The 14789-nt window shown below is 65.3% G+C and carries 13 protein-coding genes and 1 pseudogene; 5 read left to right on the top strand and 9 right to left on the bottom strand.

Features of this window, described 5'->3' with window-relative positions:
- The first annotated feature begins 168 nt into the window (after positions 1–168).
- Positions 169–1395 carry an acyl-CoA dehydrogenase family protein gene (locus R9X44_RS11825; protein ID WP_319814111.1) on the top strand — a complete coding sequence of 409 codons (1227 nt, stop codon included), beginning with the start codon at positions 169–171 and terminating at the stop codon, positions 1393–1395.
- A 66-nt stretch (positions 1396–1461) separates the two neighbouring features.
- Here R9X44_RS11825 and R9X44_RS11820 read toward each other — a convergent pair whose 3' ends face one another.
- From R9X44_RS11820 to R9X44_RS11810, 3 genes are all read right to left on the bottom strand, one after another.
- The gene (locus R9X44_RS11820) at positions 1462–2031 is read right to left on the bottom strand and encodes a hypothetical protein (protein WP_319814110.1); all 570 of its coding nucleotides are present in this window, start codon (positions 2029–2031) and stop codon (positions 1462–1464) included.
- A 173-nt stretch (positions 2032–2204) separates the two neighbouring features.
- On the bottom strand, positions 2205–2396 hold the full coding sequence (locus R9X44_RS11815) for a helix-turn-helix domain-containing protein (protein WP_319814109.1): 192 nt from the start codon (positions 2394–2396) through the stop codon (positions 2205–2207).
- The gene (locus R9X44_RS11810; protein ID WP_319814108.1) at positions 2350–5262 is read right to left on the bottom strand and encodes a VWD domain-containing protein; all 2913 of its coding nucleotides are present in this window, start codon (positions 5260–5262) and stop codon (positions 2350–2352) included. Before R9X44_RS11810 ends, R9X44_RS11815 begins: the two co-directional genes overlap by 47 nt.
- 1131 nt (positions 5263–6393) lie before the next feature.
- Between R9X44_RS11810 and R9X44_RS11805 the strand changes: the two genes are divergently transcribed.
- The gene (locus R9X44_RS11805; protein ID WP_319814107.1) at positions 6394–7293 is read left to right on the top strand and encodes a hypothetical protein; all 900 of its coding nucleotides are present in this window, start codon (positions 6394–6396) and stop codon (positions 7291–7293) included.
- 48 nt (positions 7294–7341) lie between these two features.
- Here R9X44_RS11805 and R9X44_RS11800 read toward each other — a convergent pair whose 3' ends face one another.
- From R9X44_RS11800 to R9X44_RS11780, 5 genes and pseudogenes are all read right to left on the bottom strand, one after another.
- Positions 7342–7524, bottom strand: a complete 183-nt coding sequence (locus R9X44_RS11800; RefSeq protein ID WP_319814106.1) for a hypothetical protein — start codon at positions 7522–7524, stop codon at positions 7342–7344.
- Between the two features lie 138 nt (positions 7525–7662).
- Positions 7663–8282: pseudogene (locus tag R9X44_RS11795) on the bottom strand (GP88 family protein).
- 65 nt (positions 8283–8347) lie between these two features.
- On the bottom strand, positions 8348–9121 hold the full coding sequence (locus tag R9X44_RS11790) for a DUF2637 domain-containing protein (protein ID WP_319814104.1): 774 nt from the start codon (positions 9119–9121) through the stop codon (positions 8348–8350).
- A 141-nt stretch (positions 9122–9262) separates the two neighbouring features.
- Complete coding sequence (locus tag R9X44_RS11785) at positions 9263–10465, bottom strand: DUF3560 domain-containing protein (RefSeq protein WP_319814103.1); 1203 nt, start codon at positions 10463–10465, stop codon at positions 9263–9265.
- 98 nt (positions 10466–10563) lie between these two features.
- Positions 10564–11121 (bottom strand): hypothetical protein, encoded by a 558-nt coding sequence (locus tag R9X44_RS11780; RefSeq protein WP_319814102.1) that lies wholly within the window; start codon positions 11119–11121, stop codon positions 10564–10566.
- 210 nt (positions 11122–11331) lie between these two features.
- Between R9X44_RS11780 and R9X44_RS11775 the strand changes: the two genes are divergently transcribed.
- A complete protein-coding gene (locus tag R9X44_RS11775) occupies positions 11332–11589 on the top strand; it encodes a hypothetical protein (RefSeq protein ID WP_319814101.1) in 258 nt (85 codons plus the stop codon).
- A 222-nt stretch (positions 11590–11811) separates the two neighbouring features.
- Positions 11812–12015, top strand: a complete 204-nt coding sequence (locus tag R9X44_RS11770) for a hypothetical protein (protein WP_319814100.1) — start codon at positions 11812–11814, stop codon at positions 12013–12015.
- Positions 12016–12027: 12 nt separating this feature from the next.
- On the opposite strand, the gene R9X44_RS11765 is transcribed toward R9X44_RS11770, so the two are convergent.
- A complete protein-coding gene (locus R9X44_RS11765; RefSeq protein WP_319814099.1) occupies positions 12028–12729 on the bottom strand; it encodes a VOC family protein in 702 nt (233 codons plus the stop codon).
- Between the two features lie 1205 nt (positions 12730–13934).
- On the opposite strand from R9X44_RS11765, the gene R9X44_RS11760 reads away from it, so the two are divergent.
- Positions 13935–14738 (top strand): SAM-dependent methyltransferase, encoded by an 804-nt coding sequence (locus tag R9X44_RS11760; protein ID WP_319814098.1) that lies wholly within the window; start codon positions 13935–13937, stop codon positions 14736–14738.
- Positions 14739–14789: the final 51 nt, after the last annotated feature.

Raw genomic sequence — 14789 nt, 5'->3', positions numbered from 1 at the left:
CGTGCGCATAGGCCCCGCGGGCCGGGCGAGCCCGGTGCGCGGGGCCTTTTCTGTGAGTATGGTCACGGCGAGGTTGCGGCCGCGGTCTTGGCCTACTCGTGGGTAACCCATGGGTGCTACCGTGGGTAACACATTTCATTGGACGGCTAATCCAAGGGGACCTACACCATGTCCGACGCAGCGAAGAGCTTCTCCCTTGAGCTCACCGAGGACGTCCGGGACGCCCAGACCTGGTGCCACGAGTTCGCCCGCGACGTCATCCGCCCGGCGGCCGAGGAGTGGGACGAGCGGGAGGAGACTCCCTGGCCGATCATCCAGGAGGCCGCCAAGATCGGCCTGTACTCCCTTGACTTCTTCGCGACCCAGTCCTTCGAGGAGTCGGGGCTCGGCATCCCCGTCACCTTCGAGGAGCTGTACTGGGGCGACGCCGGCATCGCGCTCGCGATCACCGGCACGGGCCTGGCGGCGGCGTCGCTGGCCGCGACCGGCACGCCCGAGCAGATCGCCGAGTGGGCGCCGCAGATGTTCGGCACCCCCGACGACGTCAAGCTCGGCGCGTTCTGCGCCTCCGAGCCCGGCGCGGGCTCCGACGTCGGCTCGATCCGCTGCAGGGCCGTCTACGACGAGGCGTCCGACGAGTGGGTGCTGAACGGCACCAAGACCTGGGCGACCAACGGGGGCATCGCCGAGGTCCACATCGTCGTCGCGTCAGTCCACCCCGAGCTCGGCTCGCGCGGCCAGGCGTCGTTCATCATCCCGCCGAACACCCCGGGCTTCTCGCAGGGCCAGAAGTTCAAGAAGCACGGCATCCGCGCCTCGCACACCGCCGAGGTCGTCCTGGACGACGTGCGCATCCCGGGCCGTCTGCTCATCGGCGGCAAGGAGAAGTTCGACGCCCGCGTCGCCAGGGTCCGCGAGGGCGTGAAGGCCGGCGGCCAGGCCGCCATGAAGACCTTCGAGACCACCCGCCCGACCGTCGGCGCGATGGCACTCGGCGTCGCCCGCGCCGCCTACGACTACGCCCTCGACTACGCCCGCGAGCGCGAGCAGTTCGGCCGCAAGATCGGCGACTTCCAGGCCATCGCCTTCAAGCTCGCCGACATGAAGCTCCGCGTCGACGCCTCACGCCTCCTCATCTGGCGCGCCTCATGGATGGCCCGCCAGGGCCTCCCCTTCCACAACGCCGAAGGCTCCATGGCCAAACTCCACGCCTCAGAAACCGCGGTCCGCGTCACCGAAGAAGCCATCCAGATCCTCGGCGGCAACGGCTACACCCGCGACTACCCCGTAGAACGCATGCACCGCGACTCCAAGATCTTCACCATCTTCGAAGGCACCTCCGAAATCCAGCGCCTCGTCATCGGCCGAGCCATCACGGGCCTCCCCGTCCGCTAGCCCGACCACCACAAACGCGCCCCCGACCACCACCCTGGCCGGGGGCGCGACGCGTTTCTCACAAGATCAAAAAGCCGTACAAGCGATCTTGTTCCGTCCCTGTTCCGGACGAGAACGAGCATCGCTTCGGATCGGGCTCGGAGCAGGGACTCGCCGAACCCGGCTGTGGTCACGCACAGTGGTAATCGGCCGGGAGCTTGCGACCCGGGACGCATCGTGACAACCGGTTCCGCCGATGAGTCGGTGGACCCGGTGCTCCGACCACGCGACGATCTCCTTGGCCTGCCGCTTCGGCACCTTCACGATCGAGGACTTCGTGGGGCTCCGCTTGATCTTCTCGTCCGCGACGGCGAGGGCGAGCACCCCCTGCAGGATGTGGAAGGCGCCGGAGACGGTCGAGTTGTCGAACCTTCCGCTGAGGTCGGCGATCCATTCCTGAACGTCCGATGCCTTGATGGCGCTCACCGGCTGTCTGCCGAACCGAGCCTCGACGTGCAACCGGTAGAGCGACTCGTACCGCAGTTCTGACGACGGATCCATCACCTGCGACCGAAGCCACTTCGACCCGAGTTCCCCGAACAGCACCAGGCCGACATCCGGGTCGATGTACTCCCCGCGAGCCTGGTCGGTCTCCATGGCCTTCCAGTGCCGGTCCGCGGCGACCTTGGTGTGTGACCTCCCGCCCATGCGGCCCGGCCCAGCAGGCAAGCCACCGCTTCCCCGACCCCCACCGGTTCAGCCGAACCTTGACGGCCTTCCCACTCGCGTTCTTCTCCTGCCGGGTCCACAGATCCTTCGTCCGCCCCACGTCAGCCCTGCGCCTCCACCCAGGCCCTGACGTCCTCCGGCCGATACCGCAGATGCCTCCCGATCTTCCTTCCCTTCGGCCCCTCTCCCAGGTGCGTCCACCTGTACGGCGTCGCCACCGGAATCCCATGCAGGAACTCCGACACCTCATCCACACTCCAGAGCCTCTCGGCCCCCGGAACGCCACGCGTCATGCTGATGACCGCCTCCTAGCGGGGTACCGCGGACCGTCTCATCAGGTGCCACGACGGAGACCTTCGTGTTGTAGGCGCTGACGAAGGTTCCTCCGGAAAGGCCGAAGGAGACGGTCTGGCCGGTGGTTCCGTTGAAAGCCCAGCCCCCGCTCTGACCTGCGGTAGTGATGGACACCGTGGTAGCGGGTCCTCCGATCGAGGTGCCTTGGATGACGGCACCCACATCGAGCTTCGCGGTGAGAGAACCCGTGTAATGCAGGTAGGGGTCGAAGATGACGCTGTAGGTCCCGGTCGCTGGGAGCAGGAGTGAGGAGATCGCGCAGGACGTGCCGCAGTATCTACCGGAGACGAGAGGAGTGCCGTCAGGGGCTGCGACGGAGACGCTCGCAGCCGGCCCTACACCGAACGTGCCATCGGTGAAGCCGATACTCACCGACTGGCCTGCTGTACCGGCGAATGTCCATTCGGCGGTTTGCCCTGGCACGGAGATCGTCAGCGGTACCTTAGGTCCTCCGAGAGTCAGTGCGGCCGTGACCGGACCTGCAGTCGTTACCTGTGCGGTGAGGCCGCCCGCTGTATCGGTCTCCGGATCGAACTCGACGGTGTACATCCCCGTTTGGGGGAGTGTCGTCGGATCGAAGAAGCATGACTGTCCACAGTAGACCCGTCGGCCTATACGTGTCCCGTCAGGCGCGATCAGCGAGACCGAGGCATGAACGAGACTTTCGAACGTGCCCCCGGTGAAGACGAGCGAGACCTTCTGGCCGGCCGCGCCGCTGAAAAGCCACCGGCCGTTCTGCCCTGCGGCGGCGGTGGTGAGCTCCGCCGTGGAACCGTCAATGGAGAGCTGTTGAACGGCGTCGGTCGGGACTTCGGTGGCCATGAGGGCAACCGACCCAACGACAGCTCTGTCAGGATCGAACACGACACGGTACGTTCCCGTGGTGGGTAGTTCCGTGGCATCGATTTTACACGAGGCACTGCATGCGCGATTGGATGCGAGCGCGTTTCCTGAGGGGTCGAGCAGCGATGCAGTCGCCCAGGGCGAGCTGGAGAAAGTTCCGCCCGAGAAGTTGAGGAACACACGCTGCCCGGCCGTGCCGGTGAAGGTCCAGGTGTGCTGTTGCCCGGGTGCCGTTGTCTCGATGGAAACAGCAGGTCCGTCGAGCGTTACCGCAGCGGTGGTAGTAGGAATTTCGTTGAGGACTAGGTGGTATGTTCCGGAGAGGCCATGGAATGAATCGATGATCAGGCGGTACCCGCCAGCCGCGAGGTTCGGCAGAATAGTGTTTCCACAATATCCTGAATCGACAGCAGTTCCGGCATCGTTCAGCAGACGCCAGTTGAGGGCGAACCCGAGGCTGGAGCACTCGGTGAGTCCCAGGTAGACAGCGGTTGTCTCTTCGAGTTCGAAGACATATTCATCTACTGCGGCGCCATTGTCCAAATTGCCCGCTCCGTCACCCGGCGCAGCATCGTCAGAGGAGAAGGGCAAGAGCGCCTGATGGACCTGGGGCGAGACGATCGGTGTCTCAAGGAGGAGATTATCGATGCCAAAACCCTCACCGGACAGCCCTGTTACACCGGAAGACGAGATGAGAACCTCTAGTTGCTTGCCCACATGGGTGAACGGGACCATCACCTGGTACTTCGCGAAGGAAACACCGCTTTGCAGCATGCCTCCGCCAACCGGCGTCAACTCTGAGACGTCGATCGCGGTGGGGTTCCCGCGATCGACGGTAACCTTGATCGTCTCCTCGTTGGAGTCAGCGGCCCAATCACCGAAGGTGAGCAAGTCAAACTCGACTGTGCCGCCTTCGTGAGCGGGAAGCTGTGGCGTGTACAGGCGGTAGGTCTCAGAGCCGGTGAAAGTCCCCGCGTAGCTCGTTGTCAGACTGTCCTGGGACACGCAGGAGGGGGCCACATTGGCCGACAGAGTCGATTCGAAGTCCAATGAGAGGTTACCCGCCTGGTCCACGCTCATCGCCACCGGATCAAAGGTCGGGCCCTTTTGCGCTGCGGCCTGCTCGGCGAAGGAGATATCCGCTGTGAGAGCAACGTCCAGCACACATGCGTTGAACTGAGGGCCGGCGAAGACCGCTTGAGCCTCACAGGCGGTACTCGCGGCGGCGAAGTCCTCAGGCGACAAATCATGGACGGTGATGATTTCCTCGGGGAACGCGAGGTCGGTGAAGTCCGCCGTTCCCTGTCCGGTCGGATAGGTGAACAGGGAGGTGGCATCGGTGATACGCCATGAGTCGGCGAAGTCGCCGTGGATCGTCGCAGGATCAGCGTCGGAAGGGAGTTGGGTGCCGTCGCTGAGCTTAAGGTCGTTCTTGGGGTTGCCGTCGTAGTCGCCGAGCAGGCCGACTAGGTCGCTCGGACGATAGTTCGGAAAAGCCAATCCTGCGTGACAGCACTGCCCGTCCCAGCGGAAAATGCCTCCTTCCAAACCGTTCCAGATCACGTAGTAGCTATCGCCGCTGCGCAGCACACCGGTGAGTCCGCCGAACTGCACCGATTCTCCGTGACTCAACACGATTGGCTGACCGTCAATGATAAGATTGTTCCCGAGTTCAACGGTGTGACCTTCGACGTACATCGCAACCCGGTCAATAATCGAGACGTTGTCACGCCGTTCGGTGAACCTGGCCTGAATCTCCAGTTCATCCTCTTCGGAGCGCGCGAGAACAAACTCGCCAACCGACTGCATGTCATAATGTAGCCGGTCGAGTGTCACCAAATGCGGCTCAACGTAGATTTGAGCCCATCGACCACTAAAAGCAGCCTTGAAATAATCGACAAAATCGTAGAAGTCATAGATGAGCCCAATAGTATTCGCTGCGCCGACCATTACAGCTTCCATGAGTTCGATCCATATTGCGGTGGCCGCAGACGCGATGATACCTGGCAGGTCCGGGAACGACGGTACCGGCATGGGAACTGGAGCAGTGACCCAGTCTAGGGGTTGAGGCGCTGGCTGGGGCGCGAGATAGGGCTCGGGCAGCGGGTCCGGGACTGGGTCTGGGAGGTTCGGCTGTGGAGCTCTGCATGTGATGCTTTTGCCTACCGAAATATCATTGATTTCGAGTAGCCCCGGCTGCGGGGAATGTGCAGTATACGAACGTATGTTGAAACCTACTTGGTTTTTAGCACAACCATGATCGACCCAAAAAATGTCAACGTACCCGCGAAGGGCGTTTCCCAGGCCGACATTGACCCAGCCAAGGTTCTCCAGTGCTGTCTTTTGATTTCTCAGCTGAGTGTTGAGAGTGGCTAGATCTCTATCTAGATTGCTAGAGCTTCGCCTCGATGATTTGAACGTAGGTCTGTTCTGATTTGCCAACGCTGCTATTGTAAATCAGAATATCTGGACGGGACGTCGGGTTCCTCAGGCTCAATTCCCATTGAATGTTTGGGTGAATGCCGCCGCCTGTCCCAGTGCTTTCGTTGAGCCACGCAATCGCCCTAGCCTGACCGATTGCCTCGATGCCCGCCGCTGTTGCTTTCCCATTCCGGCACTGATCCTTAGTGTAGTATCCCTGAGGACCGGGGGTTCTGTCTTCCAGGCAGCCGGGTCCGGGCCTTATTCATCTTCTGGATGTCAAGTAATTTCCATTAATGCAATTGTGTTCCGCAAATGAATATTTAGCGGATAGGCTATTTGTCTGGCATGGGCTGTATGCTGGATTGGCAACCGCGCGTCCGATCAATGCCGGGAAGGATATCGGTGCCAACAAGCCGGCCACCGGTGAGAGGATAAGGACGACGGAGAACCGGGCCAAGTTTCGATCGCTGGTCTGCAAGACAGCTCCCATGGTCACCGACATGCGACGATGCTCATGAGATAATCAGGTAAAGATCATCATTTATATGGTGATGTGCATCATGCGTACGCAAATGCGAGTAGTCCCGACGTTGCGCCTTGCTCGCGGACACCTCTCATCGCTGTATTTTGAGCTCCGGATCCCGCTCATGATGATGAGGTTGATGACAAATGTTCGGCTCTCACCTGGATATCGACTTGAACGGGCTGACCAGGAGGTGGACGGATCAGGTGTCGGCGGTCCTGGTGGTTCCAACTGACCTGCGGACCACGGACGTCATCGGTTTCGAGCCGTCCTCCGAGGAACCCCTGCTTCTTCCGCTCCCGCGCACTGGCCAGGCCGTCATGTCCTTGACCGATGACGGCCGGCACCTCATAGTTCGCGATAACCCGCCGCCCTGGCAGAAGCCCGGCCCTCTACGTCTGCTCCGCTTGTCCGACGGCTCCGAGCACCAGCTACCCAGGGAGTCGGGAGAAGTGGACAATCAGGCGGCCCTTTCCTCCGACGGCACCCGAATCGCGATCCTGGGCTCGGACCCGGAGTGTGACTATTTCGACCTCATGGATTTCCCCGACGGAACCCGTCGCAGATTGTGGTTGGACCCGGATGAAGGGTCTGACACCTCGATCCGTCCCGCATGGTCCCCTGACGGATCCCTTATCGCCTTCACGTGCCTGTACGAAGACGATGAAACCCAGGACCACGAAGCGAAAACCCTCGTCTTCGACAACTCAGGATCCCTCGTCTCCTGTTATCCCCTGACGATCATGCCCCGAGGCGGAAACGTCTGGGCCGACGACCACACCCTCGTTTTCGAGCACGCCTACGAAGGCACCCAACACACCGCCGACCCCCACACCGGCCAACAACATCAACTCCGCCAGAGCATGGCCTTCTACGGCGCCGCCCCCTTCCATCGCGTCATCTACAGCGAACGCTCATCCCCCCACAGCGAAACCCTCCACACCTGCGCCCCCGACGGAACGGACTCCCGTCCCCTCCTCACCCTCCACCAGCCGCACGAGGTGCTGACCCTGCATCTGGCACGACAGCTCACACACCATCTCTAGCTGGGCTCAGGGGGATGGACTAGCTTGGACCATTCCCCACAGCCGCGTTCAGCGTCGGACCGGCGAAACAGGTTCCTGGAGGTCTTCCTCCAAGAGAGCAGAGTCGAGCCCGGCCATCCGGTAGAGCGGGCCCACGCGCTCCCTCATGTTGATCGGCGGAATGCGGTCTAGGACGTGGTCGCCAACATCGGTGTCCTCCTTTCTCGCGGTATAGAACGGAATCTCCAGCACTGTCCGGAGGGTGAAGCGGCCGCAAGTGGGCACAGACGGTGACCTCGGAGGCGATCTGCGCGGAACTGAAGATCCCCTAACTGAGTCACTGGTCCGCGTTGCCTGCTGGGGTTGGTGAGTCGGCGTAGAAGACACGGCTCAGGTTCTTGTTGTGGGTTCGCTCGCTGAGGAGGTGATTCGGTGGGTGCTGACGGAGCTCACGAACTCCGTTGGCCAGGTAGAGGGGCGGAGCGTTCGCTGGCTGGTGTGGTGGTGCTGCCAGGTGCCGAGGCTGTGGTTGCCGAGGCGTTTTTTGAGGTGGGGGATGTTGTTGGCGGTCATGCCGACGGGGGTGGGGCCGTGGACGGCGAGGAGGTCGGAGGTGGTTTGGGGGTGGTGGCCTGCGTCGAGGATGTCTTGCAGGCGCGGGTGTAGTCGTCGGAGAAGAAGTCGCCGGCGTCGTGGATGCGGACGTTCTTGCCTCGCATGGCGGGGCGGGACAGCTCGGCGTTCATCGCCTGCTCCCACCCGGGCGGGTCTTCGAGGACGAACAGCAGGTTGGCCAGGTGGGCGGCGCGGACGGTGGGGAAGCGGTAGGTTCCGGCGCGGGCGTAGCAGATGTGGGCGCAGACTCCGGCGGCCGGGCAGGTGCGGATGGTGGTGCCGTCGGGGAGGCGGGCGGCGAGGGCGGGGATGGTCCAGGACCAGATGCCGTCGCGGGCGAGGTTGCGGTTGGAGTTGGACAGCAGCTTGCGGGGGCGCGGGCTCGCGGGGCGCATTCGTGCCTTCTGCGGGGATCGGGCCGTCCGACCCCGCGGGGTGGGGTGGACGGCCCGGGAGGTGGTCAGGCTGCGGGCGTGAGGTCTTCGGGAGGGAATGGGCGGGCGGCGAGCGCGCGGTGGATGGCGGAGGCTTTGGCATGGCCGATGTGAAGTTCACGTTTGAGTCGCCGGATCGACGGACACGTCCCGTCGGCGAGGTCCGTGGCGAAGTGCAGGGCGGCGGCGACGATGTCGGGCGCGAGGTCAGGGACGGGGCCGGGGTCAGGCTCCTCAAGCCCGTCGTGCTCGGGCGGGCTGTCGGGATGGTGCGGGGCCGGATCGTCGGGGGTGTCGCTGACGGGTGCTCGATGGTGGCGGCGGTCGCGTAGGAGGCGCATGAGGAGTTCGAAGCTGCCGACGGCGACGAGGGCGGGCCACCCGGCGACGATGGCTCCGACCGGGCCGTGGGCGAGACCGTTGGCGACGTTCGCGCAGACAGTCGCGATGACCGCGACGATGAGGAGGGCCCAGGCGTGCCAGGGCGGGCGGCGGCCTTTGCGGATGCGGTAGAGGATGACGAGGGACGCGGTGGCGACGAGTCCGTCGACGGTGAGGGGGAGGGCGGCGGCGTCAATGCCGGTCTCGCCGTAGCGGACGGCGATGCGGTGGGCGTGCTTGTAGCTGATCATCGCGGCGATGCTGGTGGACATGCCGAAGGAGCAGCAGGCCGCCCACAGGATCAGGTGGTCCCCGGTGATCCTCCGCCACACCACCGGATCGGACTCGTGGCCCGGCTGGTCGGGAGCGTGCTCCCGGTTCGCGGTGGTCGCCTGGTCGGTCGGGAGAGCGTCATGCATACGGGTGCTTCCGGGCAGATCGGTGAGGGGAGCATGCTCTTGGGGCGGGTTCATGCCGCGCGCTTTCGCAGCTCGGACAGCGGCAGGGGGCGGGAGGTGCCGCCGCTCGGTCCGCTGCCATTCGTCGTGGCCCGACGGAGGTCACGCGCTGTTCTCAGGCCCGCTCCCGTCCTGGGGAGCATGCTCCTGGAAGACTTCGGGGTGCTGGGAGCGTGCTTCCTTGGCGGTGAGCTTGCCGGAGACCTCGGTGTAGGGGATGGTCTGGGTCCAGCCGGGGTCGCCGAGGGCGTTGCGGGCGTTGGCCTTCGTCACGATCTTCAGGCCGTGGATGTTGACGCCGGAGATGACGGTGAGGGTCTTGGGGTTGCGGCGGATGATCTCGTAGTGGCGCTTGCCGATCTTGGCGAAGTCGCCGACGGCGAAGTCCTCGAGCGTGAAGACGCGGACGCCCTCCTCGGCGCGGCGGGCGTCCAGGACCTTCTGCCAGTAGGCCATCTCTTCTTCGCGCATTGCGATGAGTGCCTGGTTGACGGCGAGGAGGCGCTCGCTGCGGACGATGGACATGAGGGCGGTGTTCCGGGGGAGATCCAGGGACACGACCTTCGATCCCGAGGGGAGCTCGGCGAACCGCTCCCGGAAGGTCTTGCGCTGGGTTCCGTATCCGAACGCGCCCAGCCAGATCGTCCAGTAATCCTGCCGGGGGAGCATCTCCCGCTTCAGCTTGCGGACTTCGGCTTCGAGCTTGTCGATCCTGCGGGCGGTCGTTCCGATCGCCTCCCGCCCGGCCTGGTATTTCGCGGCGGTCTTCGCCCGCTCGGCCCAATGCCGCCCGCGCCGCAGGTGTTCGAAGCCGCGGTCCTCCCGCGTGTTGCGCCGCTCCTCCTGTCGCGTGGTCTTCTTGAAACTGTGGTGGCCGATCAGGTGGGGCTGGCCAAGAGGGATATGGGAGCGCTCCTCGCGAACCTGCTCCACGATCCGCTCGCCAGTGGCCGAAGCGCTGTCGGCCCACTCGCTGTACCGGCTGGTGCGGGCGTCGGCGCGGTTGTAGCGCTCGCGCTCCAAGCCCGCGTAGGGGGTGGTCGGCAGGGTGGTGTGGTCGATCTCGACGGTGACCTCATATCCGGCCTCGCGTAGCGCGTCAGCGCAGGAGTCGATCTTGTAGGTCTTGGCGAGGTGGCGTCGGGTGGAGGCCATGTACCAGTAGGCGTCGCCGTGAACGGGGTGCTCGGGCAGATACGACGAGGGCCGGAACCCCGCCTCGTGGATGAGCTTCCCGGTGCCGTCGCCGCGACTGGTGCCGTAGATGAGGGTGCCGGTCTCGAAGGTGTGGGAGATGACGATCAATTCGGGTGGTCTTCCTGAAAGTAGGAAGCGCCCCGCCGGGAGGGCGGGGCGCTAAAGGGCGGAGCGAACTCGGGCCGAAGCCGAAGGTCGGCCTGGTTTTACGCGGCGGTTCCGATCGTGGTCGTGGCGGCTTCGCGCCAGGGCTGGCGCAGCTGGCGGAGCAGGAAGGCTTCCTGGTCGTCCAGGCGGTTGCCGTACATCCGCTCGTAGTCGGCGACGGTGACCTCGCCGGATACGTCGTGGGCGTGGTCGGGGAAGGCGCGGTGGAACAGGCGCAGGTACAGGCCGGCGGCGGCGCCGTGCAGTGGAGCGAGCTGGCTGGTCTCCGACAGGGACAGGACCATCTCGGCGTCGGTCGGCAGGCGTGTGTCCTGGCCGCGGGCGACACGGTCGAGGAGTTCGCGGCAGTGCGACTCGTAGACGAAGGGGGCACGGTCTGCCATGGGCCCGGTCGGACGCAGGAGCCCGAAGGAGTTCCAGATCGGCCCGGACCGGGTGACCTTGCCGCTCGCGTCCCGGACAGGGGGCTGCTCCCCGTGCCGCTTCTGCGCGGCGGTGATCTCGTCCTCGGCGATCTCCATCAGGGAGAACACGCTCTCGACGCTTGAGGAGAGCGTCCCGAACAGCTCATCGAGGACTGCTGCACGATTCGACATGGGACCTCCAGAAAGGAAGGAGCGCCCCGCCAAAGGGCGAAGCGCCGGAAGCTGATGGGGATGGGCTGGCTGGGTCCCGCGCGCGCCTCGCATGTCGTGCTGGTCTCTGCCGCCTCTGTGACCTGCGGTTTTCACATCCGTGCCAGGGCGGGGTCCTTAAAGGTTGAGAGCCGCGGACAGCCGCGGCCCGACGGCACGAACGATCCCACGGTGTGTAACGAGTCCTCCCCCGCAACCCCCCGCTCCGCGACGGACGGGGGTGCGGCGCAGCAGGCCGCCGCGCAGGGCCCTGCGGCGGTGATGTGCTCGGGGTCGGTGACGGCCGAATCGCTGCTGCTGTTCAACGGCGTCGCCGGCACGCTGCTCGCCGCCTACCTGGCGACGCAGTCGGTCGCGGTCACGGTCGCCGCGGGCGTCATCGGCGCCGTGGCCGCCGCGTCGATCGCTGTGATCTCCCGTCGGCGCTAGCCGTTCCGGGCCTGCCCGCCTTCCGCGCGGGCAGGCCCGGAAAGAATCTTGAGATCGTCCTTCACACATGCGCGGTCGGCGGGTCCTAGAGGGATGAGGCCCGGGGGGACGGGCGAGGAAGGACGGGGCTATGAGTCGGGAAGGTCGTCGATGGTTCGGACTGATCACAACGCTGGCGGTGGAGCCGCCGCTGCTGCCGCGGTCGTGCCGCAGCAGCCCCCTGTGTGGTTCGAGAAGTTCTACCGGGACAGGATCAGCAGGCTGACGGTCATCGCTCGTGCGGCGGGAGCCCGCACGAACGAGGCGGCCGGAGACCTTCCCGCCACCTGGACGTCCCCCGCGGGCGCCCACGTTGCGGACTGGTCCACCACCTGGGATGAGACCGGCGGCCACGGCGTCTTCAGGCTCTGGCCCGAAGCACGGTGACTGCGGCGCGGGTCAGTTCTCGGCGGCGGTCGGTGTCAGGGCGAAGGTGACGCCTTCGGGAGTGCTCACTTCCGGCTTTCCGGGCGGGTTCGTCGCGGGGGCCAGGCGGCGGGCCCGGTCCGCCACCGCCGCGGGGTCGTCCACTGAGATCGTGCACTGCCACTGCGCCGGGCCGGGGTGTGCGCCCGCGACGAAGTCGCACCGGGCGGGAGCCTCGCCGAGCAGGGCCCGGTAGAACTTCTCGGCCTCCGCCGGCCTTTCGCACGCCAGGACCATGCGCGCGGGCAGGCCCGCTGTGCGGTCCGGGTAGTGCCAGCCGCGGTCGGCGGGCGGCTCCCACAGGGAGAACGCGGCCCCCGCGACGTCCAGGAGCGTCGCGATCCGGCCCTGGTCGCCCGCGTCGAACGGCGGCAGCAGGACCCGGCCCCCGGCGGCGGCCGCGGCTCGCGCCCGCCGGTCGACGTCGGTGACCCGCAGGTAGAACGCGGCGTGAGCCGGGGTGCCGGGCGGATACACGGGTAGGGAGAGGTCGCTGAGGGTGCCGACCGGCCGCCCCTTCGCGGACACGGTGGTGGCGCGCCTCCAGTCGCTCTCGTCGACCGCGGCGCTCCAGCCGAACACCTCGGTCAGGAAGGCGCCGGTGCCCGCCACGTCGCGGGTCTTGACGTCCATCCAGCAGAAGGTGCCCTCCCGCCCCAGCCCCATGTCCACCATGGCTTCCTCCTTGTTCCGAGGGCGAGCGCCGCCACCCCTGTTGATCATGCCTGCGCCTGCGCAGGATGTCATGGCGATTTCAGCAGCTCCCAGGTGGTACCGGTGACGGCGACGGCCCCCCGGGGCCGTCGAGGATCGCAACCATTCGAGGGGGCGCTGGTCCCTCACCAGGCGGCCGTGCCGACGGCCCTTCGGGCACCGTCGAGGATCGCAACCCTCGCCCGCTCACCCGGTTGAGCGCCGGCCCCGTGTGGCTGTGGCGACGGCCTTCCGGGACCGTCGAGGATCGGAACCTCCAGCCGAGCGAAGACGGGGGCCTCGAGGAGACCGTGGCGACGGCCCTCCGGGACCGTCGAGGACTAGGTCGAGATAAGGGACCCTGGGGCTTCGAATACGACCTTGCCTTGGGTGGCAACTCGCTCGCCTGCCTCACGGCGTAACCCGTCGGTGCTCACGCAGTGTGAAGGTCCTCTGGTCGGTCCAGGATGCCGGTTCTGTGATCTTGTTCCGGCTCTGTTCCGGAAGAGGGTCGAAAAGCTTGCGAAAGGGTGGGAGGTGTTGAGAGGCGGTGGTGCTGGTCAGGGGGTGTTTGGTGGTTGGGGTGCTGGTGGGGGAAGTGCTCGTTGGAAAACTTCACCATCTTCGAAGGCACCTCCGAAATCCAGCGCCTCGTCATCGGCCGAGCCATCACGGGCCTCCCCATTCGGTAGCCTGACCAGCACAAACGCGCCCCCGGCTCCCACCCTGGCCGGGGGCACACCCTTTTCCACGGACAACCCGGGGCTGTAGGTGACGGTGGAGGTCAGTGGGGGCGGAGGCCGGGGGTACGCCCTTTTCCGCCGGCCTCCGACAAGCTCATCCGGTCTCCGTTCCGGACAGGTGCTGGCCGAGCTTGTGTGTCCCCAGGGGCTCGTGACGTCCGTTGAGATCGATCCCTTCTCCTGCCAGGGAGGCGGGCTATCGTACCGGCGCATGCGGTCCAGGGCTTTTGTTGGGTGGCAGGCGACTAACCCTTCGCGGTGGGGCTGGATGGCGCAATGGCCGGGGATTCGCTAGAAATCTTGACGGGTCCTGTGTGTTCATGCTGCGTCTTGGGCACCTTGTGAGAAGTCCACCCTGCGGTGTTGCGTGACATTATGTTTCGGTCGTCCTAAACAGTCTTTCTGGCTGTTCTTTGGTGGGAGGTTCGGGTGTCGGATGGGTTTGTGCAGCGTCCACTGCCTGCGTCGCGTCATATCGACACGTCGGTATCGCATTCGGCGCGGATCTGGGATTACTGGTTGGGAGGGACGGAGAACTATCCGGTCGACCGGGTGCTGGGAGACCAGATCGCGGCGACCCTGCCGGACATCGTGGAGCAGGCACGCGCCGATCGGGCCTTCCTAGGGCGGGTGGTGCGGTTCGCGGTGGAACGGGGGATCGAACAGTTCCTGGACGTCGGGGCGGGGCTGCCGACCGCGTCCAATACCCATGAGGTGGCGCAACGGCTGGCACCGAAGGCGCGAGTGGTCTATGTGGACAACGATCCGTTGGTGCTCGCGCACGCGAGGGCGCTGCTGACGAGTTCGCCTGAGGGCAAGACCGCTTATCTGGACGCCGATATGCATGACCCGTCCGCCATCTTGGAACGTGCAGGGGAAACGCTCGATTTCGCCAGTCCGGTCGCGGTCACCATGCTCGGGGTGCTGTGGCACGTGCTGGAAGACGACGAGGCGCTGGACATCGTCAGGATGTTGATGAGCCAGCTTGCTCCGGGAAGCCTGCTGGCGATCGCCCACCCGACGATCGAGGTGACCGGGTCGAAGATGGATGACGCGATCCAGCAGTGGAATCTGTTCGGCAAGCCCGAGGGGCGATGGCGAAGCCCGGAGCAGTTGGCCGCCCTGTTCGCCGATCTGGAACTTGTCCAACCGGGCATCATTTCATGCCCGCTGTGGCGCCCGGACGTCGGAGCCGATATCGAGCCCATCGACCAGTACTGCGGGGTGGGTCTCATACCGGAGGTATAAGGATCCTCCTCCAGAGTAAGTGATGTGACCCTTTGTCGATAGTTCGACAGG

The organism is Actinocorallia sp. A-T 12471, assembly GCF_033875155.1.
GTDB lineage: Bacteria > Actinomycetota > Actinomycetes > Streptosporangiales > Streptosporangiaceae > Actinocorallia.
The sequence above is the reverse complement of the archived record's forward strand: the minus strand, read 5'-3'. Positions and strand labels throughout refer to the sequence as shown.